The 24,113-nt window shown below is 62.3% G+C and carries 23 protein-coding genes; 14 read left to right on the top strand and 9 right to left on the bottom strand.

The features are described 5' to 3' along the window. The first annotated feature begins 38 nt into the window (after positions 1-38). The gene (locus FJ967_RS23430; protein WP_140734201.1) at positions 39-2,111 is read left to right on the top strand and encodes a hypothetical protein; all 2,073 of its coding nucleotides are present in this window, start codon (positions 39-41) and stop codon (positions 2,109-2,111) included. A gap of 247 nt (positions 2,112-2,358) precedes the next feature. On the opposite strand, the gene clpS is transcribed toward FJ967_RS23430, so the two are convergent. From clpS to FJ967_RS23410, 4 genes are all read right to left on the bottom strand, one after another. Further along, positions 2,359-2,664 (bottom strand): ATP-dependent Clp protease adapter ClpS, encoded by a 306-nt coding sequence (clpS, locus tag FJ967_RS23425; RefSeq protein WP_140734332.1) that lies wholly within the window; start codon positions 2,662-2,664, stop codon positions 2,359-2,361. A 129-nt stretch (positions 2,665-2,793) separates the two neighbouring features. Next, positions 2,794-3,108: a hypothetical protein gene (locus FJ967_RS23420; RefSeq protein ID WP_140734199.1), complete on the bottom strand. Its 315-nt coding sequence runs from the start codon at positions 3,106-3,108 to the stop codon at positions 2,794-2,796. Positions 3,109-3,324: 216 nt separating this feature from the next. Continuing rightward, positions 3,325-3,579 carry a hypothetical protein gene (locus tag FJ967_RS23415; protein WP_140734197.1) on the bottom strand — a complete coding sequence of 85 codons (255 nt, stop codon included), beginning with the start codon at positions 3,577-3,579 and terminating at the stop codon, positions 3,325-3,327. A 37-nt stretch (positions 3,580-3,616) separates the two neighbouring features. Further along, positions 3,617-3,916: a hypothetical protein gene (locus tag FJ967_RS23410; RefSeq protein WP_140734196.1), complete on the bottom strand. Its 300-nt coding sequence runs from the start codon at positions 3,914-3,916 to the stop codon at positions 3,617-3,619. A gap of 279 nt (positions 3,917-4,195) precedes the next feature. Here FJ967_RS23410 and FJ967_RS23405 point away from each other — a divergent pair, with 279 nt between their 5' ends. From FJ967_RS23405 to FJ967_RS23395, 3 genes are all read left to right on the top strand, one after another. After that, positions 4,196-4,912 (top strand): response regulator transcription factor, encoded by a 717-nt coding sequence (locus tag FJ967_RS23405; protein WP_140734195.1) that lies wholly within the window; start codon positions 4,196-4,198, stop codon positions 4,910-4,912. Further along, on the top strand, positions 4,909-6,318 hold the full coding sequence (locus tag FJ967_RS23400; RefSeq protein ID WP_140734194.1) for an ATP-binding protein: 1,410 nt from the start codon (positions 4,909-4,911) through the stop codon (positions 6,316-6,318). Before FJ967_RS23405 ends, FJ967_RS23400 begins: the two co-directional genes overlap by 4 nt. Before the next feature lie 164 nt (positions 6,319-6,482). Next, positions 6,483-6,770, top strand: coding sequence for an oxidoreductase (locus FJ967_RS23395; protein ID WP_140734192.1), 288 nt, complete (start codon positions 6,483-6,485; stop codon positions 6,768-6,770). Between the two features lie 85 nt (positions 6,771-6,855). Here the strand turns inward: FJ967_RS23395 and choV are convergent, their stop codons facing one another. From choV to FJ967_RS23380, 3 genes are all read right to left on the bottom strand, one after another. Beyond that, complete coding sequence (gene choV / locus FJ967_RS23390) at positions 6,856-8,037, bottom strand: choline ABC transporter ATP-binding protein (RefSeq protein WP_140734190.1); 1,182 nt, start codon at positions 8,035-8,037, stop codon at positions 6,856-6,858. Beyond that, the gene (gene choW, locus FJ967_RS23385) at positions 8,034-8,888 is read right to left on the bottom strand and encodes a choline ABC transporter permease subunit (RefSeq protein WP_140734188.1); all 855 of its coding nucleotides are present in this window, start codon (positions 8,886-8,888) and stop codon (positions 8,034-8,036) included. Before choW ends, choV begins: the two co-directional genes overlap by 4 nt. A gap of 139 nt (positions 8,889-9,027) precedes the next feature. Continuing rightward, positions 9,028-9,963, bottom strand: a complete 936-nt coding sequence (locus FJ967_RS23380) for a choline ABC transporter substrate-binding protein (protein ID WP_140734186.1) — start codon at positions 9,961-9,963, stop codon at positions 9,028-9,030. Between the two features lie 305 nt (positions 9,964-10,268). On the opposite strand from FJ967_RS23380, the gene FJ967_RS23375 reads away from it, so the two are divergent. The 9 genes from FJ967_RS23375 (at position 10,269) to FJ967_RS23335 (ending at position 21,743) form a co-directional block, all read left to right on the top strand. Continuing rightward, positions 10,269-10,880 carry a thymidine kinase gene (locus FJ967_RS23375; RefSeq protein ID WP_140734184.1) on the top strand — a complete coding sequence of 204 codons (612 nt, stop codon included), beginning with the start codon at positions 10,269-10,271 and terminating at the stop codon, positions 10,878-10,880. A 131-nt stretch (positions 10,881-11,011) separates the two neighbouring features. Continuing rightward, complete coding sequence (locus FJ967_RS23370) at positions 11,012-11,401, top strand: cytochrome c family protein (RefSeq protein WP_140734182.1); 390 nt, start codon at positions 11,012-11,014, stop codon at positions 11,399-11,401. Positions 11,402-11,678: 277 nt separating this feature from the next. Beyond that, the gene (locus FJ967_RS23365) at positions 11,679-12,764 is read left to right on the top strand and encodes a hypothetical protein (RefSeq protein ID WP_140734180.1); all 1,086 of its coding nucleotides are present in this window, start codon (positions 11,679-11,681) and stop codon (positions 12,762-12,764) included. Between the two features lie 43 nt (positions 12,765-12,807). After that, on the top strand, positions 12,808-13,953 hold the full coding sequence (locus FJ967_RS23360; RefSeq protein WP_140734178.1) for a hypothetical protein: 1,146 nt from the start codon (positions 12,808-12,810) through the stop codon (positions 13,951-13,953). 774 nt (positions 13,954-14,727) lie between these two features. Continuing rightward, positions 14,728-16,632 carry an ATP-binding protein gene (locus FJ967_RS23355; protein WP_140734176.1) on the top strand — a complete coding sequence of 635 codons (1,905 nt, stop codon included), beginning with the start codon at positions 14,728-14,730 and terminating at the stop codon, positions 16,630-16,632. A 61-nt stretch (positions 16,633-16,693) separates the two neighbouring features. Further along, entirely contained in the window at positions 16,694-17,104 is a 411-nt protein-coding gene (locus FJ967_RS23350; RefSeq protein ID WP_140734174.1) for a DUF559 domain-containing protein, read from the top strand. Between the two features lie 67 nt (positions 17,105-17,171). After that, a complete protein-coding gene (locus FJ967_RS23345; RefSeq protein WP_140734172.1) occupies positions 17,172-18,470 on the top strand; it encodes a DUF6638 family protein in 1,299 nt (432 codons plus the stop codon). A 103-nt stretch (positions 18,471-18,573) separates the two neighbouring features. Beyond that, positions 18,574-19,698: a DUF2333 family protein gene (locus tag FJ967_RS23340; protein ID WP_140734170.1), complete on the top strand. Its 1,125-nt coding sequence runs from the start codon at positions 18,574-18,576 to the stop codon at positions 19,696-19,698. Positions 19,699-20,063: 365 nt separating this feature from the next. Next, complete coding sequence (locus FJ967_RS23335) at positions 20,064-21,743, top strand: formate--tetrahydrofolate ligase (protein ID WP_140734168.1); 1,680 nt, start codon at positions 20,064-20,066, stop codon at positions 21,741-21,743. Between the two features lie 67 nt (positions 21,744-21,810). Here the strand turns inward: FJ967_RS23335 and FJ967_RS23330 are convergent, their stop codons facing one another. Then, positions 21,811-22,455, bottom strand: coding sequence for a cysteine hydrolase family protein (locus FJ967_RS23330; protein WP_140734166.1), 645 nt, complete (start codon positions 22,453-22,455; stop codon positions 21,811-21,813). 123 nt (positions 22,456-22,578) lie between these two features. Here FJ967_RS23330 and FJ967_RS23325 point away from each other — a divergent pair, with 123 nt between their 5' ends. Next, entirely contained in the window at positions 22,579-23,550 is a 972-nt protein-coding gene (locus FJ967_RS23325; RefSeq protein WP_140734164.1) for a helix-turn-helix domain-containing protein, read from the top strand. Here FJ967_RS23325 and FJ967_RS23320 read toward each other — a convergent pair. After that, positions 23,537-24,094: a sugar O-acetyltransferase gene (locus tag FJ967_RS23320; RefSeq protein WP_140734162.1), complete on the bottom strand. Its 558-nt coding sequence runs from the start codon at positions 24,092-24,094 to the stop codon at positions 23,537-23,539. The genes FJ967_RS23325 and FJ967_RS23320 overlap by 14 nt on opposite strands. Positions 24,095-24,113 lie beyond the last annotated feature (19 nt).

The raw sequence follows: 24,113 nt of genomic DNA, 5'->3' as shown, positions 1-24,113 counted from the left end.
ATGCTGATCGCCCCTCCCCTGAAGCGGGAGGATAGGATATGAACTGGTCGATCTCCTTCGAACCGCTGATATCCTGGCCGCTTCTGGCCCTGCTTTTGGTGCCGCTGGCGCTGCTGGCGCTTGTCGGCCTGTGGTTTCGCCAGCGTGGCGCGGTGCTGCGCTTCGTGGCGCTGCTGGCGCTCGCCGCCGCGCTCTTCAACCCGGTGTTTCTCAACGAAGAGCGCGAGCCGCTAAAGAGCGTCGTCGCGCTGATCGTCGACCGTAGCCAGAGCCAGGACATCGGCGAACGCACCAAACAGACCGACGAGGCGCTGGCCGGGCTGCAGCAACGTCTTGGTCGCTTCAAGCAGTTCGACGTCCGCGTCGTCGAGGCCGGCAAGTCCGACGCCGCCGAGGAGCGCACCGAGACCCGGCTGTTCGGCGCGCTCGAAGGCGCCTTCCGCGACGTGCCGCCTTCGCGCATCGGCGGCGCCGTCATGATCACCGATGGCGAGGTGCATGACACCCCGGCGGGTCCGCCGGATTTCAACGCTCCGCTGCATGCCCTGATCACCGGCAACGAGCATGAGAAGGACCGCCGCATACGTTTCGAGAACGCGCCGCGTTTTGGTCTTGTCGGCAAGCCGCTCGACATGAGCTACCGCGTCATCTCGACCGAAAACGAGGCCGGACCGGTCGATGTGCGGGTCTCGGTCAATGGTGAGCAGGTTGCCGTCGAGCACGCCATTGTCGGCCAGGCCATGCCGCTGCAGGTGACCATTCCTGGCGCCGGCCGCAACATCATCGAACTCGCCATCGATCGTGAGCCGGGCGAGCTGACCGACACCAACAACCGCGCCATCGCGCTGGTCGACGGCATCCGCGAGAATTTGCGCGTGCTGCTGGTCTCGGGCGAACCGCATGCGGGCGAGCGCACCTGGCGCAATCTCTTGAAATCCGACGCCTCGGTCGATCTCGTCCATTTCACCATTCTGCGGCCACCGGAAAAGCAGGACGGCACGCCGATCAACGAATTGTCGCTGATCGCTTTCCCGACCCGCGAACTGTTCGTCGAAAAGATCAAGGATTTCGACCTCATCATCTTCGATCGCTACCAGCACCGCGACGTGCTGCCGATCCTCTATTACGACTACATCTCCGAATATGTCGAAAAGGGCGGTGCGCTGCTGATCGCCGCCGGTCCCGAATATGCGGGCGAGGCTTCGATCGCGCGCACGCCGCTGATGTCGGCCTTGCCGGCGATGCCGACCGGCGAGGTTGTCGACAAGGCCTTTTATCCCCGCCTCACCGATCTCGGCCAGCGTCATCCGGTGACGCGCGGCCTGGACGGCTCGGCAACCGAGCCGCCGCACTGGAGCCGCTGGTTCCGCACCATAGGCGTGCAGAACCCGCAAGGCGAAGTGGTGATGAAAGGCGCCGACAACCGGCCGCTGCTGTTGCTCGACCGCAAGGGCGAAGGCCGCGTCGGCATGCTTCTGTCCGACCAGGGCTGGTTGTGGGCGCGCGGCTTCGAGGGCGGCGGCCCGCATGTCCAACTCTACCGGCGCATCGCCCATTGGCTGATGAAGGAGCCGGAGCTCGAGGAAGAGCGGCTGACCGCCGAGGGGCGCGGCATGGTGCTGGAGATCCGGCGCCAGACCATGGCCGACGATCCCGGCCCGGCGCAGATCATAACCCCGTCCGGCAAGACGCTCACCGTCAAGCTCGACAAATCCGAACCCGGCGTCTTCCTCGGCAGCGTGCAGACCAGCGAGATCGGCCTCTTCCAGGTCGCCAATGGCGATCTCACCGCGCTCGCCCATGTCGGGCCGGTCAACGCGCCGGAATTCGCCGATGTCGTCTCCACGCAGGACCGGCTGAAGGCACCCGCGGAAGCCACCGGCGGCAGCGTGCGCCGGCTGGCATCGTCCACGGGCAGCGCCGTGACGCTGCCTTCCATCGTGCCGGTGCGCTCGTCGGGCGAGGCGTCGGGCAGCGACTGGATCGGCCTGCGCACCACCGACGACAGCGTGCTCAAGGCCGTCTCGCGCGTGCCGCTGTTCGGCGGCTTCCTCGGCCTCGGCCTGCTGCTCCTGGCGATGGGCTCGATGTGGTATCGCGAGGGGCGGTAGCGCGGCGCTTGTTCCTTCTCCCCGTTTACGGGGAGAAGGTGCCCGAAGGGCGGATGAAGGGCAGCGCTGGCCTCTGCTATTGATCTGAAATTTCGACGCGGTCCTAACCGATGGCAGCGCCACTGCTCCCGGCGCTCTACGTCAAACGGCGTCTGCCGGGGCCCCGTTGCCTGCGGCAACTCCCCAGCGTTCGTGACCTTTCATCGTGCCACTGGCACGATGAATTCGCCTGCGGCGAACCGGCCACTCACTCCTCAGGTTCCGTCGTGAACAGCAACGGATAGCCCTTGGCCTTGCCGGCGTCGGTGGCCCGCGTCGCCTTGGTCTCGGCGACATCCCTGGTGAAGACCGCGACCACGCAGACGCCGTGCCGGTGCGCGGTGATCATGACCCGGTGAGCCTGGTCCTCCGAGAGCTTGAACTCGCCCTTGAGCACCGTCACCACGAATTCGCGCGGCGTGAAATCGTCGTTGACGAGGATGACCTTGTAGAGCTTCGGCCGTTCGGTCTGCGGCTTGACCTTTACGCGCGGTTTTGTGGTGATTTCAGGCATCCGAACCGACAGTCTCGCGATCGAGCTCAAGTCCGCATCTTGCCACGGGCGGCAGCGATCGTCCATTTGCGGACCGTCGGCGGGCAGGCCCGGTCCTTCACCATCATGTGGGAAATTGTCGGCGCGGGTTCAACGCCCCTGGCGCCCGAGGACGCGGCGATTCGCGCCGGCGTCCGCCCGGCGTTCCATCCAGGCGGCGATCGGCCACCCGGCGACGCAAATCAGCGTCAGGCCGGCGAGCACGATCAGCAGCCAGGTCTGCGCCGGGGTGATGTAGTCCCAGTTGCTGGAAATCGCCGGCGCGAACAATGAGGGTTCGGTGCGCCCGCTCGCCGGATCCGGCACCGGGCTGGCGGAAAACAGGATCAGCACCCTGGCGACACTGGTGGCGACCAGGCCGCCGATGACCATCGAGCGAAAAATGGACGAAAGCCGCTTCTTCATGCGGATTGCCCTATTAGGCCGGCATTGCGATCGGGTTTAGCTGCGTCGATGCTGAAGCCGCCGGCATCGGGCTTCGGCGAGACGCCGGTCGGGGTTTTCGGACCGCTTCATGGCCGTTGTCGGCCTCTACAGCGGTCCGGATAGGAAGAAGGCCGCTCCAGCCTAAAGCAACTGGAACGGCCTTGTCGCAGACAGGCATGTTATGCCCGGTCTGGATCAAGCCTTGGGGGCATCCTTCTTCGGAGCCTTCTTGACGACCTTCTTGGCGGCGGCCTTCTTGTGCTTCTTGGCCGCCTTGGCGACCTTCTTCACCGGGGGCTTGGCGGTGGCGTCGGCAGCCGGAGCAGTCGTCGTGGTCGTGGTCGAAGCAGCCGGAGCAGCGGTCGTGGTCGCGGCGGCGTTGCCCAGAGCCGGCATCGCGAAAGCGAGAGCGACGGCGAGACCGGTGGCGGAGAGGATGGACTTTTTCATGGCTTCATTTCCTTTTTGTGCGGGTCGGTTTTGAGTGTCACTGGACCGGGTCGTTCGGTGCCACTCCAAGCAGCTTCAAAGCGTTGGCGAGCATCCGGATGCCCTGCGCCTGTTTCTTGGCGGCGCAGTACCGGTTACCCTTTCTCTGAAGTGCCTTTGCCGCGGTGACCTGCGTTGCCGTGGCATGGGTTTCGAGGGCTTCATCGAATTGGTGGCTAAGATTGGCGCACCGTTCGCTCCGGGTGAGCGGCGCCTTTGCGTCCGACTGGCCGACAGCGGCAGTGAGCAGGCCAAGGCCCAGCAACGCTCCCAACAAACTGATCGACAATCTTGGCATTGGTTTATCCGTGAACCCGGAGACTAGCGTCGCAGCCGATGACCTGACCGCCACGGCACCGTTATGCCGGCCTACCTTTTCAGGAGTTTTTCCCGATTGTAGAATTTTGTTTCTGGATTGTGTCTGGCCAGGTCAAGCCGGCTTGGTCGCCGCTTTCCAGTGGAGAAGGCGCAATTCATTCTCCCTTGAAAAGCAAGGCACTGGCCAACATATGGCCCGAATTCTATCGTGTGGCTCACCGGCCAGGAATGGCGTGGCCGGCAACCGGACAGGGCAGCTGTGAAATCCGATGCGCATATACTGATCGTCGACGACGACAAGGGCATCCGCGACCTGCTTCAGGAGTTCTTCCAGAAGCGGGGCCTGCACACCTCGGTTGCGGCCGACGGCACCGAGATGGAGACCATCCTGCGCCGCTCGCAGGTGGACCTCATCGTGCTCGACGTGATGCTGCCCGGCAGGAGCGGCCTGGAACTGTGCCGCGATCTGCGCGCCCAGTATACGACGCCGATCATCATGCTGACCGCCGTCACCGAGACGACCGACCGCGTCGTCGGGCTCGAGATGGGCGCCGACGACTATGTGCCCAAACCCTTCGACCCGCGCGAATTGCTGGCCCGCATCCGCGCCGTGCTGCGGCGCAACGGCGCCGCCGAGCCCAAGCGCGCCACATCAAAGCAGATTTACCACTTCGCCGGCTGGACGATGGACTGCTCGCGGCGCCGGCTGACCGCGCCCGACGACGTCAGGGTCGAACTGACCATGGCCGAGTTCAACCTCCTGCAGACCTTCGTCAAGAGCGCTGGGCGCGTGCTGACCCGCGACCAGCTCATCGAACTGTCCGGCGGTGACAGCGACTATTCCTTCGACCGCAGCATCGACATCCTGGTCAGCCGGCTGCGGCGCAAGATGGAAGACGACCCCAAGACACCCAAACTGATCCTCACCGTGCGCAGCGGCGGCTACCAGTTCCTGCCCGAGACGACCTCCGAATGAGACGTTTCCTGCCGCAGACCTTGCCTGTCTGGGTGCTGCTGATCGTCATCGCGGGTCTGCTGATCAGCCAGGTCGCGACCCTCTATATCGTGTCGCGTGACCGCGCCGCCGCCAATGACGTGGTCGACCTCTACCACCTCAACGACCGCGCCTTCTCGCTCGTGCAGCTGATGAGCGGCGCCACGCCGGAAGAGCGCAAGGCGACCGCCGCGGGCCTGTTCAATTCGACATACGCCCTCACCGTTTCTGACACGCCCGCCGTCACCTCCTCGATCGCCGGCGACGACGAACTGGCCGAGCTCGAGGACATTCTCGTCGGCCGTCTGTCGAAATTCGGCATCACCGACGCGCGCGTGCGTCGCGATCCGGCGACGCGCGAAGCCGATGATGACGGCGGCATGGTGTCCGGCCCCGATATCGGCCAGGTCGAGCGCGATCTCCTGGTGCTGGCCGCCAACTTCGCCCAGAGCGACAAGCTGACGGCCTCGCTGCGCTTCGCCGATGGCCAGTGGCTGAACTTCACCGAACCGATCACGCCCGTCGGCCCGATCCTGAGCTTCGACAGCCTGCCGCTCTATGCGTTGATCGCCGGGCTGGTGGTGATCATGTCGATCTGGTCGCTGCGCCGGCTGACCGCGCCCTACCGGATGATGGAAACCGCCGTCAACCGGATCGGCAATGATCTCAAGAGCCCGCCCGTCACCGAGAGCGGCAGCCGCGAGGTGCGCGCCGCCGCCAGGGCGATCAATGCCATGCAGACGAGGTTGCGCGAATATGTCGAGGACCGCGAACACCTCGCGGCGGCCCTGGCGCACGATTTGCGCACGCCGATGACCAGGATGCGGCTGCGGCTCGAACTGCTGCGCAGATCACCGGCACGCGAAGCGCTCGCCCATGATCTCGCCGACATTGAAAGCATCGCCAGCTCGGTGATTGATTTCGCCAAATTCGAGGTCACGGAAGAGAGGGCCGAGCGGATCGATTTCTGGTCGCTCGTGGAATCGATCGCCGACAGCTACGACACCGTGTCCTTCGACAATGACGACACCCGCTCGCGCGGCCTGATCTGCATGGCGCGGCCGGTGGCGCTCAAGCGCTGCGTCACCAATCTGGTGCAAAACGCCGTCACCTACGGCAAGAAGGCGCATCTCAGCCTCAGCCGCTCGGACGGCACCATCACGCTTGCCATCCGCGACGAGGGGCCGGGTATACCGCAGGCCCAGCTCGACGCCGTGTTCGGCTCCTTCGTGCGCCTCGAACAGTCCCGCAACCGCCAGACCGGCGGCCTGGGGCTCGGCCTCACCATCGCCCGCAACATCGCGCGCGCCGCTGGCGGCGAAGTCCGCCTGTCCAATCATCCGGACGGCGGACTTTTGACCGAACTGCGCCTGCCGCTGGCGGCGTAAGACTGGCCTGGGCAAAGCAGGCATTCGCCCTACCCGTCGCGCCTGCCTCGACTTCAGGTCCAGCGATGTGTTCCGCTGCAATCGAAAAATATCGTCGGGAACATCGAGCAACATACCAAGTTGGCTTTACGGCTCGCAATCAAGCGGCAGACAGGAGAAGCAACATGGTAAGAATTCTTGCAGTCGCGGTTCTGACACTCGGCCTGGCTGGCACTGCAATGGCGCAGTCCGGCGGTTCCAGCGGCGGCAATGACGGCTCGTCGGGCGGTGCAGCTACAAGTGGAAGCAACAATGGCAATGGTGGTGGCAATTCGAATGGCACCGCCGGCACCACATCTGACCAAGGCACCGATCAATCCGGTGCTGTGGACAAGTGCAAGAACGGCGCCGGCGGCACGACAACGACCACTGAAGGCGCGACCACCAAGCAGGAAGCTCAGAACTGTCCTTGAGTGGATTTCAAATCCAAGGCCTAGAACCCCGGCTTGGCGCCGGGGTTTTCTCATAACGGCAAAACCCACGATTTGACAGCGGCGGTTACCGCCGCAGCACCGCGCTCAGCACGTCCCTGATGCCGATCGCGCCGACGAAGCGCGACTGGTCGTCGAACAGCGCCACCGGCGCGGTCTGCGAGCGGTGCATGGCCAGCATCACGGTTTTCAGCGATGTGCCGGGAGTGGCCCAGAACACCTGCGCCACCTCCTCCGACTGCCCCTCGACATCGGCGCAGGACACCCAGACCGCCGGCTTGCCGTCGCGCTCGGCCGCGGCCACCAGCCCGTGCTCGTCGATTTTGAAACGCGTCGTCTTGCGCCGGTCGAGCCATACCCAGCCGTCCGTGCCCTGTTCGAGGTCGCGGCGGTCGCGCATCACGTTCCACGCGGTCAGCACCGAGAGCGGGTTCACATTGGCGATGAAGTCGCGGACATAGTCGTTGGCGGGTCTGAGCACGATGTCCTCCGGCGCGCCGGTCTGGACGATGCGGCCGCCCTCCATGATGGTGATGTGGCTGCCGATCTTGAGCGCTTCCTCGAGATCGTGGCTGACGAAGATGATGGTCTTCTTCAGCTCCGCCTGCAGTTGCAGGAGTTCGTCCTGCAGCTTGGTGCGGATCAGCGGATCGAGAGCCGAGAACGGCTCGTCCATCAACAGGATCGGCGCCTCGGTGGCAAAGGCGCGGGCCAAGCCGACGCGCTGCTGCATGCCGCCTGAAAGTTCATGGGCATATTTCTTCGACCACTGGTCGAGATTGACCAGCTTGAGCTGCTTGTGCACGCGCTCCTTGCGCTCGGCGTCCGGCACGCCGGCCAGTTCGAGGCCGAGGCCGACATTTTCCTCCACCGTGCGCCACGGCAGGAGGCCGAACTGCTGGAACACCATCGCCACCTGCTTCTGGCGCAGCCGCCGCAGGGTCGGCTCGTCGCAGGTCACGACATCGACCGTGCGGTCGCCGTCCTTGACGAGCACCTGGCCGCGCGACACCACGTTGAGCCGGTTGACCGCCCGAAGCAGCGTCGACTTGCCTGAGCCCGAGAGGCCCATCAGCACCGAGATCTCGCCTTCGTGCACGGTCAGGCTGGCGCCGGCGCAGCCCAGCACATTGCCGGTCTTTTCGAGGATCTCGGCGCGGGTGGCGCCCTTGTCGATCATCGCCAGCGAACCGGCCTGGTCGGCGCCGAAGACGATATCGACGTTTTTGAAATCGACGGCGACGGTCATTTCTTGCCTCCAACGCCAATGCGGGTCATCCGGTCGAGCACGATGGCGAGCACGACGATCGCCAGGCCCGCCTCAAGTCCGAGATCGATGCGGCGCGAGCCGAGCGCTCGGTTGATCTCGGTACCGAGGCCGCCGGCGCCGATCAGGGCGGCGAACACCACCATCGACAGCGACAGCATGATCGACTGCGTCAAGCCGGCCATGATGGTGGGCAGCGCCGAGGGCAGTTCCACTTTCCACAACAGCTGGCTCTTGGTGGCGCCGAAGGCCTCACCCGCCTCTATGATCGACTTCGGCACCGAGACGACGCCCAGATGCGTGAGCCTGACCGCGGTCGGGATGACGAAAATGATGGTGACGATGAGGCCGGGCGCGTTGCCGAGGCCGAACAGCGTCAACACCGGGATCAGGTAGACGAAGGTCGGCAGCGTCTGCATCAGGTCGAGCACCGGCAGCATGACGCGGTAGACCTTCGGCTTGTGCGCCGCCCAGATGCCGAGCGGCACGCCGATGGCCATCGCCATGGCGGCGGCGGCCACAACCAGCACCAGCGTCTGCACCGTCTGTTTCCAGAGGTTCTGGTTGATGATGAAGATCAGGCCGAGGAAGACGCCGATGGCGAGCGGCCGCGAGCGTTGCAGCAGCCAGGCCACGATGGCGATCACCAAGGCGAGCAGCACGGGCGGCACCATCAGCAGGATGTCGACCAGCCCGTCGAGGATGAAATTCAGGCCATTCGAGAAAGCCCTGAACACGGTGTCGAAATGGTCGGTGAGGAAGCCGAAGAATGCCTTGCCCCAAGGTCCGATGGGAATCTTGTAATCGACCAGGAATTTGGAAATCGGATCCATCTTGCCCCTCCTCCTAGCGCCGTCGCCCTGTCCTCAGGCGTTCTGCGGTCGTGACATCATCTTGTCACAGCCTATGAAAAAGGGCAGCCTTTTCCAGTGGCTGCCCCCTTCTTTCGGCCATGCCGAAATCAAAGCCGGCTTAGCCTCCCAGCGCGGTCTTGACCGCCGCCGCGGCGTCGCCGCCGTCGAAGGTGGTTACGCCGGCGATCCAGGGCGCGACAGCATCCGGATTTTTCTTCAGCCAGTCGGTAGCCACCTTGTTGGCATCGCCGCCCTTCAGGATGGCGTCCATCATCTGGCCTTCCATATCCAGATTGAACTTCAGGTTGGTGATGAACTTGCCGACATTCGGGCACTCGGTGGTGTAGCCCTTGCGCACATTGGTCGAGACGGTGGCGGCGCCGAAGCCGCTGTCGCCCATGCCGTCGAGATAGGTGATCTTCATCGCGCCCATCACCGGATGCGGCGTCCAGCCGAGGAAGGCGATCCACTCATTGTTCTTCATCGACTGCTCGGCCTGCGTCAGCATGCCGGCTTCCGAGGATTCGACCAGTTCGAAGCCGTCGAGATTGTCCTTCGGGTTCTTGATCATGTCGAGGATGATGCGATTGCCGTCATTGCCGGCCTCGATGCCGTAGATCTTGCCGTTGAACTTGTCCTTGAACTTGCCGAGGTCGGTCAGCGTCTTGACGCCGGCATCCGCCACATAGGTCGGCACGACAATGCCGTAACCGGCGCCGGCCAGGTTCTGGCTGACGGTCTCGACAGAACCGTCGGCCGTATAGTCCTTGATGTCGTTGGTCATCGACGGCATCCAGTTGCCGAGGAAGACGTCGAGATCCTTGTTCTTCAGCGACGCATAGGTCACCGGAACCGAGAGCTGGATCACCTGCGGCTCGTAGCCGAGCGCGGTGAGCAGCACCGAGGCGAGCCCGGTGGTGGCCTGGATGTCGGTCCAGCCGACATCGGAGAGGCGGACCGCCTTGCAGCTCGCCGCATCGCCGGCAAAAGCGGCGCTCGTGGACAACAAAGCCGCCAGGCCGAGGCCGGCGACGAAAGAATTCATACGCGACATGTACTTTCTCCCATTGCGATTCTTTGGCGAAGCGAAGTCACGGTTTTCATGCCCGCCTTGTTTCGTCAGCCAAACACCATTCTGGTGTGGTTTCAAGCGTCAAGGCAATCACGATCAACGGCGCGGGCTGGCCAATCAGCGACACGGCTGACGCTTTCACGCGCTGGCGACGGCTTTTTCGGGGGAATGCGGCGGCGGCCCCTCCCCGCGCCCGGGCAAGTCGGCATAAGGTCCGTTTAGATTCAGGTATCAGCCTTTTGCAAGGCCGGCCTCACCTGGATATGAACAGACCTTAAAAGGACGGCATGGCCAAGCTGTATTTCCACTACGCGACGATGAATGCCGGCAAGACGACCATGCTGCTGCAGGCGTCCTACAACTACCGCGAGCGCGGCATGGCGACCATGCTGTTCGTCGCCGGTCATTATCGCAAAGGCGACGGCGGGCTGATTTCGTCGCGCATCGGGCTCGAGGCCGAGGCGGAAATGTTCCGCGACGGCGACGACCTGTTCGCCCGCGTCGCCGAGCATCATCAACGCAGTGCCGTGCACTGCATCTTTGTCGACGAGGCACAGTTCCTGGAGGAAGAACAGGTCTGGCAACTCGCCCGCATCGCCGACCGGCTGAACATTCCCGTGATGTGCTACGGCCTGCGCACCGACTTCCAGGGCAAGCTGTTTTCCGGCTCGCAGGCCCTGCTGGCGATCGCCGACGATCTGCGTGAGGTGCGTACCATCTGCCGCTGCGGCCGCAAGGCGACCATGGTGGTGCGCCTAGGCCCCGACGGCAAGGTGGCCCGCCAGGGCGAACAGGTGGCGATCGGCAAGGACGTCTATGTCTCGCTGTGCCGACGCCACTGGGAAGAGGAAATGGGCCGTGCCGCGCCCGACGATTTCATCGGCTTTGTCAGCGGTTGACACGAGGCGCGCAGGACATGCGCATCGGGTAGCCGGCTGCCACCTCTTGGCGGATGCGCCCTTCTATGGTGCCTTTGTTAAGGTCAGTGCCCTATTTTCCCCTACCCAGCCAGAGCTCTCCGGGGTCAGCCATGCTTCGAGCCGTCTTGTCCACCAGCCTTGTTCTCGTTGCGACGTCCTGCGCCGCCTGGGCCGGCGGCGACCCCGTGGCGGGCAAGCACGTCTTCAACCGCTGCATGGCCTGTCACGAGGCGGCGAGCGACCGCGACAAGGTCGGCCCGCATCTGATGGGTGTCGTCGGCCGCACCGCGGGGACCGCCGAAAGCTTCCTTGGCCACTATTCGGAGGCGATGAAGAGCGCGGGCGCCGCCGGTCTCGTCTGGGACGAGGCAAATCTTGCCGAATACCTCAGGTCGCCCAAGCTGAAAGTGCCCGGCAACAGGATGGCCTTCGGCGGCCTTGGCAATGACGAGGACATCGCCAACGTCATCGCCTATCTGAAGGCCGATCCAAAACCCTGAACCAACTGCAACCGACCAGTCATGTGCCGAATTTCAGCCGCATCCGCTTTTGCCGGGACTGATTGCTTTGCCGGCGTGAAAGTTCAAAATCAACTGAACTATATCCAGCCATCCAGCTAATCACGCCATCACCACGGTTCCACTGCCTTTCAAGGGCGCGGCCCGGATATTTGTTTTCGCGCCGCGCGCGGTCTTCACGTCTTTCAATCCCCTGATACCCCACATATATTCGCCGCTGTTCGCAATCAGCGACCTGATGTCGAAGCGGGAGGCCCTTATGGCGACATTGCAGAATTTCGATGCCGAAATTGCCAAGACCAAGCAGGTCGTGCAGGACATGCGCACCAAGATCGAACAGTCCGGCACCGTGCTCGACACGCTCGCCACCGCGGACAAGAAGATCGGCGACGCCAATTTCGACATCGAGAATGCCCGCATCGAGGATGTGCTGAAGCAGCAGAAGGTGATGGAAGGCAATATCGCCGACCTCATTATCGGCCTGGAGGACGCCACCAACGTCTTCGGCGCCGAGTTCGAAAGCATGAAGAACTATTCCGGCTGGGAAAACTTCGTCGGTATCTTCTCCTCGCAGCGCAAGCAGCGCATGCGCACGGACCGCGTCCGCAACATGTCGCTGGCCGGCAACCTGCAGGAACTGCTGGCCAAGTCCGACACCATCGTCGGCATCTTGAAGGCGCAAAAGGAAGTGCTCGACCAGCGCTACAAGACCTCCGAGACCAGTCTGTCGCAGGTGATCGAGCGCCGCAAGACCACCATGTCCAACCTCGAAGCCGTGCAGAAGCGTATCGAGGAGCTCAATCCGATGCTGCTCGACATCGAGAACAAGATCGCCGCCTCGACCAGCCAGAAGGATCGCACGCAGCTCGAAGGCGAACGCTCGACGCTTGCCACCGAATACAACGAGAAGCAGGCCAAGGAGCAGGAATTGCTGGCCGAAAGCCAGACGCTCGAGCGCTACACCTCGATGTTCCAGACCTTCGTCGATTCGCTCAACAACCAGATCGCCGCGCAGTCGACGCTGATCAACAAGCTGACCATCGATACCGAGCAGCGCATCGTGCTCTACAAGGCGCTCGAGGATTCCTTGAAGACCGCCGCCCAGCAGGATGTCGCCCACAAGATCAACACGCTGGGCAGCCAGGTCGACACCACGGCCGAGGAGACGATGGCCGGCATCGGCGCCGCCTCGCAGAAGCACATTGGCGACCTCCTGGAGATGCACGAGAAGAACATGGTGGCCAGCGCCGACATCCAGCGCCGCAAGAAGCTGGCGGACGATGCCTTTGCCCGACGCTTCGACGAAGTGCTGAAGAAGCACAATTCGGCCAACTACGTGCAGTGATAATTGCCGCGCGCACCGGTGCGACAATCGCAGAGCTGACAGCATGACTCCCGAAAACGACGCCGCGGCGCGGTATTTCTCGGCAATCACGGCCGCGCTCAGCGGCCTTGAAGTGTTCATGCGCGACGACCGCTCGCCGCTCTACCGGCATGGCATCGTCGCCAAGATCGTCGCCGAATACATCGCCCGGCTGGACAAGTCCTTCGCCTGCTGGCGCAACCGGCTGGGCTTCATGGACACGTTCCGCATCTCGCGTGCCGAAAGCGGCTACCCGATGTTCCAGAACCTGCTTGAGCTGGAAAACGACCGCCGCCAGGCCGACAGCCGGCTCGCCAACATCCCCCAGGCCGGCGAGCTGCGCGAGGAGATGGCCGACTTCATCCTGCGCCACAAGGAGTTCCCCGAGGCGCTGCAGAAATCGATGGCCGAGCGGCTCTACCTCGAGGACGTCAAGAGCGAGCAGACTTTCGGGCCGTTCACGCTGGCGCAGACGGCCAAGGTATCGGTCAATCCGAAGACGGCGCGGCCCTATTATCTCGTTCACTGGGCCTCGTTCGACGGCAGCGCCAACTTGCCCCTGGTCTACATGGTGACGGTGGAGGATTCCTCGGAAAGCATGGTCCGCCAGCTTGTCGACCGCAGCGGCAAGCTCAACGACAAGGTCGACATTCCGCTGCCGGTCGATGGTTTGCTCAACCCCGAACTTGCCCACCGCTTCGACGATTTCACCGAGAAGAATTCCGCTTATACGCTCTCGCCGGCGACGATAGCGGTCAATCTCGACAAGGATTTCGAGCCGTTGCACCCCAAGCAGTTGCGCCGCGTCGTGCTCGGCCCCTTCTATTCGGCAGGCATCACCGACAACAATTCGACGGTGACGGAAGTACTTGCCAAGGTACGCAAGCCGGAGAATGCCTGGCTTTTGACCTGGACCATCCAGGAGGTCTACTCCAAGGGCGAGAAGCCCGGCCGCAAGGGCCTGTTCTCCAGCGAGAAGACGACGCAGGAATTCTTCATCAACACCGACGACCTGGAAGCCGCGCGCCAGGGCGTGTCGAGCTACGAGAACCACGCACTGATCCCGCACGAAGCCTACCAGGCGCTCTACGCCGCCGGCGAGGCGCAGAAGATTTTCGCCGGCTACAAGGTCCACATCCTGTCGAACGGGCAGGTCATCTCGGATGTCTAGTGTACTTCAACATTTCGGCGACATAAAGAAACAAGGTCGATGGCTTGTATTAGCCGCCGCTGCACCAGCCGGCCTGCAACTGTTTTCCATCGCTGGCCCTACCGGTGATTTACTCTACGACATAATTAAGAGAATTGTAGTAAATTACCAGATTATATTTTCAGAAATATGGAGAGGTATTGGTAGTTTTTTTCAAATTGAGCTATCTATATATAAAGATCAATTAACATTTTCATCTTTAATTTTATTACCATATGTAATAGGATTTAGAAATATTAGATTTGACTATATATTTACTGATGATAAAAAGATACTATCATCCCTTAATTTGTTTTGTGTGGTATTTATTTCAGGAAGTATCTCCTCATCATTAACACATCCCGTCCGCTTGGAGCCTTGGGCTATTTCGATAGCCATCATCCCCTTCTCGCTAATTTTTTTGTACCTTTCATGGAAAAGCAAAAACTACGAAGTAGCACTCCCGATAGCTAGGGCTATGATATTCCCGGCGTCACTCGTGATATCTATAGTTTCTATAGGAGTTATATTTATCTCATACAGTGAAATTTCAAGAATATTTCAACCATTAATAACCATATCATGTCAATTTTTGGAAAGTTTATCATATGCTATCGCAATTATATTCAAAGTATACGGACGATACCCCTTTCTTTATATAGTAATATTTTATATGATATTTTATATACTTAACTATTTCGCCGTCGGAATCTACCCCATCGCGAATAATTGGTTAAATTCGGTAGGAGCATAGGAATGGACACCGGCCTGACCACCATCCCGGAAGCGGCTATCGAAAAGCATCGCGCCACCGCGCAGAGCTTCATCACCCGCATCGTCGTGCTGGAAGACCCCTCGCGCGAATCCGGAACCGCGCTTGCCGGCACCAACCGGCGCTTCGTCTCCACCGTATCGGTCGGGTCGGTGCGCCGCACGCGCGAGGTGGAGCTGTCGAAGACCGTCGGCGCCGTCCATCCCGACGACCAGTTGCTGACAATTGCACAGCACACGCTGCTTTTCCGCGCCCGGCGCGGCACGGCGATCGCGCTCGCGGTATCTGATGTTTTCGCCGAAGGTTCCGATCTCGAAAGCCTGCAGGCGAAAAACACCCGCGCGCCCCTCGAAGGCGACGAGGCATCCACCTTCAAGAAGCTGCTGTCGGCTTCGGCCTATATCTCGGCCTTCAGCCTCGCCTCTTATTTGTTCCAGCTCATCGACAGCGACGGCGAGGCGCCCAACGACATTGCGGAGCCGGATTTTCTGTTCGACACGCCGCAGGATGCGGTGAAGTCTATCCTGGCCGGGCTCGACAAGGCGATAACGGGATCGACGGACGATGCCGACCTGATGACCCGTGCGCGCGCCTTCGCCCGCGTCGCCATCGACGGGCTGCTGGCGCGAAAAGGCCGCTTCGACGGCATCGGTCCGTTCGAGAACGCCCATATCCGCATCGACGCCGACGATTTCACCCTCGATGGTTTCGACGTCGCGCCCGGCAAGCGCTCCAAGCCGCTGGTGATGACCTTCAAGAAGCCGGAAGAGGTCGTCGGCAACCACATCGCCAAATACCAGTCGGTCAAGCTCGCCAAGATGCTGATGGCTTATGATTTCGAGCGCGAATTGAACCCGTTCGTCGAGCTTGGCGGCTTCCTCTTCACCTTCATCGGTGACGGTGCGCCCGGCACCGGCAAGACCACGCTGATCCAGATGATCGCCGGCCTCGTCAATGGCTACTGCCAGGTTGCCGGCTATCCCTTCGCCTACGAGAATTTCGGCGTCGACCAGATTTCGTCCTACCAGGGCAAGTCGGGTCAGAACTGCCGTCAGTTCATCAACAATGTCTTGAACCCGCGCGTCATCGGCTTCGGCACCATCGACGACATCGACCAGGTGGCGGCGCGCCGCTCGGATGACCGCGCCTCGGCCGGCCAGCAGGAGATCACCGGCGTCCTGATGGACGCCTTCGCCGGTGCCGCCACGGTGGTGCGCGGCAATTGCTCGTTCGGCATGTTTTCCAACTATCCCGAGAATGTCGACGATGCGCTGCGCCAGCGCGCCGGCGCCCGCTGGCTGGTCGACGGCCCGCAGACCCGCGACGACTATATCGACATCTTCGTGCTGCTCGCCGGCAAGAACCACGAGATCCCCCTGGGCAAGCACGAACTCTATGCCGCGCAGGAAATCCAGCGCGCCGTGACCGAGGCCTATGAGGAGCATGAGAAGCCGCAGGAAGACGGGCTGATGCGGGTCTATGAGCGCTACATGAAGGAAAACGGCGCACCCAAGACCATGGCCGACATCGGCACTTACCTGCACCTGATCAAGGATGCCGAGCCGCGCTTCACCGGCCGCGCCATCAAGAACGTCACCGACGCCATCAAGATGCGCGCCATGGACATCGAGCTCCCCGACGACTGGTTCGAAAAGCCGGAAGCCTTCATGCACAAGAGCTACGACGACAAGAAAGCGATGATCGAGGAATTGCGCGGACCGTTCTCGCTTGACATGGTCATGCAGGAGATCAACCGCTACGCCGACAGCGAATTCCGTTATTCCGACAAGTCCGACGACGCGGCGGTGGAAAAACTGCTGCGGGACGCAAGGCTGCGCGAGAGGGCGGCGCGCGAGATGGAGGAGATGAAGAAGAAGGGCACGTGGTGATCTTTTCCTTCTCCCCGTTCACGGGGAGAAGGTGCCCGAAGGGCGGATGAGGGGCAGCGCCATGCGTGGAGGAAACGAGCCGAAAGTGGCGAGAGCGCGTGAGCTCCGAAAAGTCGAGAATGAAGCCGAGGAACGGTTGTGGCATGAACTGCGTGGGCGACGATTGAATGGTCACAAATTTGTTCGTCAGCTACCGATCGGTCCGTATTTCGCGGACTTCGCCTGCCGTGAAGCCAATCTGGTTGTGGAAGTCGATGGAAGCCAGCATGCAAATCGATCTCATGATCGATACAGGGATGAAACCATGAACAGGAACGGCTGGTCGGTGTTGAGGGTTTGGCATTCTGATGTCCTCACGGGCCACAAGAGCGTGCTGGATACGATTGTTGCGGCCCTGGACGGTCGGTTGGATCGCAAGATGATTGGTACCGACGCGAAGTTTTTGCCCGCCTCAACGTCGGGTGGAAAATGATGAGCGCCGGCGCCGCCCCTCATCCGCCCTTCGGGCACCTTCTCCCCGTAAACGGGGTGAAGGCAAGATGAGCAAAAAGCCCGATCTTCTGCGCGACAACGAACTCATCTACGGCCGATTGCTCACCGTCGACGAGCCGCATCTCATCCAGCGCTACAACAAGGCTCTGGCGGCCTTCGGTCTTCAGCCGACAAAGCTGCAAGGCTTCCAGATCGACCGCACCGGCTTCTCGCCCGAGATCGCCGACGAGTGCGGCGACCCCGACTATCTCGACCCCAACGAGGTCAACCGCCGCTTCATCATCCTGACGCCGTCGCAGATCGACCTGCCGGTGGTGCACACCGCCTTCTCCAACACCTCGCAGCTGATGTTCGAGTTCATGTCCAAGAACCAGCGTGCCATCGACGCGCTGACCATCAAGGACGTCATCTACGGCGAGATCGAGGATTCCGTTCCCAAGGTCAACGACATCGAGGACCTGCTGTCGATCAACCAGGTCGAGTTCAAGGTGCTGTCGGCCGAGGATGTCCTGGGCAAGGCCGCGGAACTGGGCAAGCTGGTCGACCGGTTGAAGCAGGAACCTGACGCCTGGCGCGACAACACCATGCTGACGCGCATGGTCGAGCTTGCCAAAATCTGCGGCGACATCAGAGAGAACGCCCTGGTGCCCGACCAGGTGATCTTCCGCCACAACGCCTACTGGACCAGCCATTTCGGCGGTCTCTACGTCTTCGTCGACCCCGACATGACGACGGTCATCAGCGACCCTGCGGCTCCCGGCTTCCGCCGCTCGCGGCCTTGGCAGGTCAGCTATCTCTCCATCAAGGACGCCGACAAGGTGTTCAAATTCCTGGCCGCCACCGGCCGCATCGAACTGCCGCGCGCCTCCTGGATCGAAGCCTCGGGCTATCTCGAGCACCGGGCCGAGATGGTGGTGCGCGCTCTGATCCGCGACGCCGAGCCGAATCGCAATCTGACCGATGTCGACAAGGTCTGGCTGCAGACCTGGATCCAGAGCCATGCCGACCTGATCACCAAGGACGGTAACTTCCCCTTCCTCAACGCCGCCAAGCGCGAGATCGCCCAGCTCGGCCACCTCAAGATCGAGGACGTCTTCCCGCAGCAGCGCTTCCTGGTGATCCGCGCCAAGCCGGATCATCCCGACGCCTGGCTGACCAACCGGCTGATCTCGGATTTCGTGCCGTCGGACTTCGTCTCGCGCTACATCTTCAACAAGGACGGCTTCTACAAGGATTATGACGGCTTCAGCGATGCCTGGCGATCGCATGTTGTGGACGTTCTGAAAACCACATATTTGAAGGACAAGGTGGCGTTTCGCACACGCCTCTACGGCCTGACCGACTAGGACGACCTAAACCGTCTTTTCGTTCTAACCTATTGTTTTGGTGCATGATATTGTCCAAAAAGCCTGCATTTTTTTGGCATCATGCTGAGGGGGTGATAAAGCCATGCTCGATCCGATCGTGAATTTCTTCGTCAGGATTTTCCAGTGGATTGGCCGTGGCATCGGCCTTGTGATCGGCGTGATCCTGTGGCCGTTCATGTGGGCCGGGCGCTGGTACGGGCAACGCGGCTTTATCCTGAAAGCCGTGGTCGGCCTGGCCCTTCTGGTGCTGATCGGGCTCTACGCCAACTTTTTCTACGCCACCCAGTGGTGGAACAAATTCAATCCCGACTACCCCGACACCTACACGTTCGAGAAGCGTAACGTTTCCGCCGGCGAGCAGGTTTCGGCAGGCACCGGAACCGATACCGCCAAGACGTGCGGCAACTCCGGCATCGCCCAGGTGGCGGCAGACCTGACGGACTTCAACGTCAACCAGAATGCCTGGATCTCGTCGATGATCCTCTACAAGCTCGGCCTGTTCGGCATCGACTGGGACGACACGCCCTGGATGGACAACAAGGCCTCTTTCCAGCGCGGCATCAACCAGGCGGTGCGGCGCACGGCGACCGAGCTTGCCGACAATCTCGGCCGCGTGCGCACGACCTCGCAGATCGACGCCGACCTGCAGGACGCGCGCGGCAATCTGCAGTTCGACGAATATACCTGGTATTTCGGCGTCAGCCCGTTTGGCCCGAAGACGCCGACGCCGAGCTATTATCGCGACGCCGTGCGCAAGCTGCGGTCGTTCAATGCCCGGCTCGCCACCTGCCAGGCCACATTCGATGCCCGCGCCGACAATCTGAAGCAGTATATAGACCGCATCGCCAGCGACATCGGCTCGACCTCCGCCATCCTCAAGGAGCGCGCTGAGAACCACAACAACGGCTGGTTCGACACCCGTGCCGACGACCGCTACTGGTTCGCCTATGGCCAGCTCTACGCCTATTACGGCCTGATGAAGGGCGCCCAGGCCGATTTCGAGGACGTGATCAAGGAAAAGCACCTGCAGAGCCTTTGGGATACGATGGACGCGCAGTTCGTCTCGGCCCTGCGTATCCAGCCCTTCATCATCGCCAACGGGCGCGAGGATGGCTGGCTCTTGCCGACGCACCTGACGACGATGGGCTTCTACATCCTGCGGGTGCGCTCCAACATGGTCGAAATCAGCAACGTGCTGACACAGTAACGGCATTCGCGGGCAGCGACGGCCCAAATGCATGTGCCCAAAAGCGACCGGGTTTTGGGAGAACGACCTGCATCGGAGATGGCGGATTTGCGCCGTCGCGTCTGTCGCATTCCGTGCATTGTGCGGCTGTTTTGAGACGGCGGAAGCGCCGCCGCTCTGGCTTCTATACGGCGCGGCAAGCGGAGCCATAAAGAACCGGGACAGGTCGGCCCGCCGCAGAGGAATTTTCTCTATAGGAAACATAGTTGCATGAAAGTTGACGCAACCGCAGCGACAGGGTTAGATGCCCGCGCGTCCGGTTCCAGCCTTCTTGCGAGTGACATCAACCCCGTCCCCTCCACCGTCCAATCCAGAGGAAAGCCGTCATGGCCGAAGTGAAGTCCGACATCGAGATCGCGCGTGGCGCCAAGAAAAAGCAGATCCAGGAGATTGGCCAGAAGATCGGCATCCCGACCGAGCACCTCCTGCCCTACGGCCACGACAAGGCCAAGGTATCCGCCGAATTCATCAAGTCGGTGAAGGGCAACAAGGACGGCAAGCTGATCCTGGTCACCGCCATCAACCCGACGCCTGCCGGCGAAGGCAAGACCACCACCACGGTCGGCCTCGGCGATGGCCTGAACCGCATCGGCAAGAAGGCGATCGTCTGCATCCGCGAGGCCTCTCTCGGCCCGAATTTCGGCGTCAAGGGCGGTGCCGCCGGTGGCGGTTATGCGCAGGTCGTGCCGATGGAGGACATGAACCTTCACTTCACCGGCGATTTCCATGCCATCACCACGGCGCATAACCTTCTGTCGGCGCTGATCGACAATCACATCTACTGGGGCAATGAGCTCGGCATCGACACCCGCCGCGTCGCCTGGCGCCGCGTCATGGACATGAACGACCGCGCGTTGCGCGAGATCATCTGCTCGCTCGGCGGCGTCGCCAACGGCTATCCGCGCGAAGCCGGCTTCGACATCACTGTCGCTTCCGAAGTGATGGCGATCCTGTGCCTGTCCACCGACCTGAAGGATCTGGAAAAGCGCCTCGGCGACATCATCGTCGCCTATCGCCGCGACAAGACGCCGGTCTTTGCCCGCGACCTCAAGGCCGATGGCGCCATGGCGGTGCTGCTCAAGGACGCCATGCAGCCGAACCTCGTGCAGACGCTGGAGAACAACCCGGCCTTCGTGCATGGCGGTCCGTTCGCCAACATCGCGCATGGCTGCAACTCGGTCGTCGCCACCACGACGGCGCTGAAGCTTGCCGATTACGTCGTCACCGAAGCCGGCTTCGGCGCCGACCTGGGTGCCGAGAAATTCTTCGACATCAAGTGCCGCAAGGCCGGCCTCAAGCCGGCCGCCACGGTCATCGTCGCCACCGTGCGCGCCATGAAGATGAATGGCGGCGTCAAGAAGGAAGACCTCGGCAAGGAAAACGTCGAGGCGGTGAAAAAGGGCTGCGCCAATCTCGGCCGCCATATCGAGAACATCAGGCAGTTCGGCGTGCCGGCGGTGGTTGCCATCAACCACTTCTATTCCGACACCGACGCCGAGATCCAGGCGATGAAGGACTATGTCGCCTCGATGGGCGAAGAGGCGATCCTGTGCAAGCACTGGGCCAATGGCTCGGCCGGCATCGAGGACCTCGCCAACAAGGTGGTGGCGCTGGCCGAGTCCGGCGCTTCGCAGTTCGCGCCGCTCTATCCCGATGCGATGCCGCTGTTCGAGAAGGTCAACACCATCGTCCAGCGCATCTATCGCGGCTCGGAAGCCATCGCCGACAAGTCGGTGCGTGACCAGCTCAAGGCCTGGGAAGACGCCGGCTATGGCAACCTGCCGGTCTGCATGGCCAAGACCCAGTATTCCTTCTCGACCGACCCGAACCTGCGCGGCGCGCCGACCGGCCACACCGTTCCGGTGCGCGAGGTCAGGCTTTCGGCCGGCGCCGGCTTCGTCGTCATCATCTGCGGCGAGGTCATGACCATGCCCGGCCTGCCGAGCAAGCCGTCCTCGGAGAAGATCTTCCTCAACGAGGCCGGCCAGATCGAAGGCCTGTTCTAGGATCCGTCATCAGCAAACAAGAAAGGGCGCCGCAGTGATGCGGCGCCCTTTCTGTTTCCAGAGATAACTATGCCGCCTCGCGCGCCAGCGCCCGCTGGTTGGAGGCGTAGATCGTGTCGCGCTCCGGCAAGGCGCCGGTCTTCAGGCACTCGATCCATTCGGCGGTCTTCAGCACCGCCGCGAAGCGCGACTGCAGGATGATCGTGACGACGCGGTGGATCTCCTCGGCCGAGGCATGGCCGGCGCTGTTGGCGTAAGGCACCGAGCCGGTCGCGTCGGACAGGAACTCGACGGCAAAGCCCATATGCACAGCATGGATGATGGTCGACAGGTCGCAATTATGCGTCATGTAGCCGGCGACCACGATCGTATCGATGGCATTGGCGCGCAGCCATTCCTCGAGATCGGTGCCGGTGAAAGCGGAAGGCAGCATCTTCTCGACATAGTGGTCGCGGGCACGCCTGGCGATCTCGGGATGCAACTCGCCGCCGTGGCTGCCCCTGGCGAAGATCGGCGAGGCCTCGGGCGCCATCTGCTTGACCACCACCACCTTGATGCCCGCGGCCGTCGCGGCATCCATGGCGCGCGCCACATTGACGACGCTGTCGCGGAACGGCGGGTGCTGGATGGCGAGGCTGCCGCCGTCATAGTCGTTCTGGACGTCGATGACGACGAGCGCGCGGCGCGGCGCGGTGTTGGCTGGCTCGGACATGGTGTTTTTCCTTTCGGGCTTGATATGGCCAGCCCAGGATAGGCTTCTTGCCCTCAGGCAAAAGTGGCCCGATTGACATCATTCGAAAGAATTGGGACAATTCGCATCCAACTGGAAAGCCCCATGACCGCGCCCATCATCGCCGTCCTCGCCTTCGACGGCATCAGCCCGTTCCATCTCTCCGTGCCTTGCCTGGTGTTTGGCGCCGACCGCACCAGGCTAGGCCTGCCACGCTTCGATTTCCGCGTCTGCGGGGTCGAGGAAGGTCCGATCCAGACCGATGCCGGACTAAGCATCCTGGTCCCGCACGGGCTCGCCGCGCTCGATGACGCCGACATCGTCATCATCCCGAGCTGGAAGGAACTTGATGCGCCGCTGGCCAAACCGCTCGAGGACGCGCTCGGCCGTGCTCACCGGCGCGGCGCACTGATCGTGGGCCTGTGCCTCGGCACGTTTGCCATCGCCGCCGCCGGCCTGCTCTCGGGCCGCACCGCCACCACCCATTGGGCCTATACCGACCAGTTGCAGGCCCTCCATCCCGACGTTTCGGTCGATGCCGACGTCCTCTATGTCGACGATGGCGACATCGTCACTTCCGCCGGGGTCGCCGCCGGGCTCGACTGCTGCCTGCACATCGTGCGCGCCCGCTACGGCGCCGAGGCCGCGTTGCGGCTCGCCCGGCATGTCGTGCTGTCACCGCATCGGCAGGGCGGTCAGGCGCAGTTCATAGAGCGCCCGATGGCGCCTGGCCCGGCCGCCGACCGCTTTACCCAGGCTCTCGACAAGGTGCGCGCGACGCCAGACGAACCGCACGGTCTCGACAGCGTGGCCGAGGCGGCCGGCCTTACCCGGCGTACCTTCACCCGCCGGTTCCAGAAAACGACAGGCACCAGCTTCGGCGACTGGCTGGCCGACCAGCGCATCGCGCTGGCGCAGAGGCTGCTGGAAACGACTGACAAGCCGATGGACATGGTCGCCTTCGAAGCCGGCTTCGGCAGCGCCACCTCGCTGCGCCAGCATTTTTCCGCGCGGCTAAGGACATCTCCAGCGCAATACCGGCGTGAATTTTCAAGGGGCACGCTCAGCGCCGTGTGACCGCCCGCGCTGGATTGCCGACCACAGTGGCATTGGCGGGCACGTCGCGCGTCACGACCGCGCCCGCGCCGACGATGGCGCCTTCGCCGATGCTGACGCCGCAAAGGATGATCGCGCTGCCGCCGATCCAGGCATTGGCGCCGATTGTGACCGGCCTGGCGATCTCCAGTCCCGCTTGCCGCCCCGAAGCCTCCTTGTGGTGCTCGGCGCAGTAGATCTGCACATTGGGGCCAAGCAGCGTGCCCCCGCCGATCCGCACCGGCGCGGTGTCGAGTATGGTGCAGCCGGCATTGAGGAAGGCGCCGGCGCCCAGAAAGATGTTGAAGCCGTAGGCGCAGTGGAATGGCGCCTCGATGCGGGCGCCCTCGCCCACCTTGCCGAGCAGTCCGTGCAGGCCGGGGCCGAGATTACCGCGCTGGCGCGGCGGCAGCATATTGTGCTCGAACACCGCGTCGCGTGCCGTGGCGCGCAATGCCTCCAATTCTTCATCGAGGCATCTATACCATTCGCCGGCCGCCATCTTCGCGCGCTCGCTTCCAGCCATGACAGCGTCTCCGGTTGGC

The sequence above is a fragment of the Mesorhizobium sp. B2-3-4 genome (assembly GCF_006442315.1).
Taxonomy (GTDB): domain Bacteria; phylum Pseudomonadota; class Alphaproteobacteria; order Rhizobiales; family Rhizobiaceae; genus Mesorhizobium.
This window is presented reverse-complemented; position numbering and strand designations above follow the sequence as displayed.

Bases quoted from the DNA above. Each gene is read 5' to 3' on its own strand.
- FJ967_RS23375 (WP_140734184.1), top strand. From the start codon at position 10,269: ATGGCCAAGCTGTATTTCCACTACGCGACGATGAATGCCGGCAAGACG.
- FJ967_RS23340 (WP_140734170.1), top strand. From the start codon at position 18,574: ATGCTCGATCCGATCGTGAATTTCTTCGTCAGGATTTTCCAGTGGATT.
- choW (WP_140734188.1), bottom strand. From the start codon at position 8,888: ATGGATCCGATTTCCAAATTCCTGGTCGATTACAAGATTCCCATCGGA.
- FJ967_RS23430 (WP_140734201.1), top strand. From the start codon at position 39: ATGAACTGGTCGATCTCCTTCGAACCGCTGATATCCTGGCCGCTTCTG.
- FJ967_RS23330 (WP_140734166.1), bottom strand. From the start codon at position 22,455: ATGTCCGAGCCAGCCAACACCGCGCCGCGCCGCGCGCTCGTCGTCATC.
- FJ967_RS23355 (WP_140734176.1), top strand. From the start codon at position 14,728: ATGGACACCGGCCTGACCACCATCCCGGAAGCGGCTATCGAAAAGCAT.
- FJ967_RS23350 (WP_140734174.1), top strand. From the start codon at position 16,694: ATGCGTGGAGGAAACGAGCCGAAAGTGGCGAGAGCGCGTGAGCTCCGA.
- FJ967_RS23325 (WP_140734164.1), top strand. From the start codon at position 22,579: ATGACCGCGCCCATCATCGCCGTCCTCGCCTTCGACGGCATCAGCCCG.
- FJ967_RS23320 (WP_140734162.1), bottom strand. From the start codon at position 24,094: ATGGCTGGAAGCGAGCGCGCGAAGATGGCGGCCGGCGAATGGTATAGA.
- FJ967_RS23380 (WP_140734186.1), bottom strand. From the start codon at position 9,963: ATGTCGCGTATGAATTCTTTCGTCGCCGGCCTCGGCCTGGCGGCTTTG.
- FJ967_RS23365 (WP_140734180.1), top strand. From the start codon at position 11,679: ATGGCGACATTGCAGAATTTCGATGCCGAAATTGCCAAGACCAAGCAG.
- FJ967_RS23370 (WP_140734182.1), top strand. From the start codon at position 11,012: ATGCTTCGAGCCGTCTTGTCCACCAGCCTTGTTCTCGTTGCGACGTCC.
- FJ967_RS23335 (WP_140734168.1), top strand. From the start codon at position 20,064: ATGGCCGAAGTGAAGTCCGACATCGAGATCGCGCGTGGCGCCAAGAAA.
- FJ967_RS23395 (WP_140734192.1), top strand. From the start codon at position 6,483: ATGGTAAGAATTCTTGCAGTCGCGGTTCTGACACTCGGCCTGGCTGGC.
- FJ967_RS23420 (WP_140734199.1), bottom strand. From the start codon at position 3,108: ATGAAGAAGCGGCTTTCGTCCATTTTTCGCTCGATGGTCATCGGCGGC.
- FJ967_RS23360 (WP_140734178.1), top strand. From the start codon at position 12,808: ATGACTCCCGAAAACGACGCCGCGGCGCGGTATTTCTCGGCAATCACG.
- choV (WP_140734190.1), bottom strand. From the start codon at position 8,037: ATGACCGTCGCCGTCGATTTCAAAAACGTCGATATCGTCTTCGGCGCC.
- FJ967_RS23410 (WP_140734196.1), bottom strand. From the start codon at position 3,916: ATGCCAAGATTGTCGATCAGTTTGTTGGGAGCGTTGCTGGGCCTTGGC.
- FJ967_RS23400 (WP_140734194.1), top strand. From the start codon at position 4,909: ATGAGACGTTTCCTGCCGCAGACCTTGCCTGTCTGGGTGCTGCTGATC.
- FJ967_RS23345 (WP_140734172.1), top strand. From the start codon at position 17,172: ATGAGCAAAAAGCCCGATCTTCTGCGCGACAACGAACTCATCTACGGC.
- FJ967_RS23415 (WP_140734197.1), bottom strand. From the start codon at position 3,579: ATGAAAAAGTCCATCCTCTCCGCCACCGGTCTCGCCGTCGCTCTCGCT.
- clpS (WP_140734332.1), bottom strand. From the start codon at position 2,664: ATGCCTGAAATCACCACAAAACCGCGCGTAAAGGTCAAGCCGCAGACC.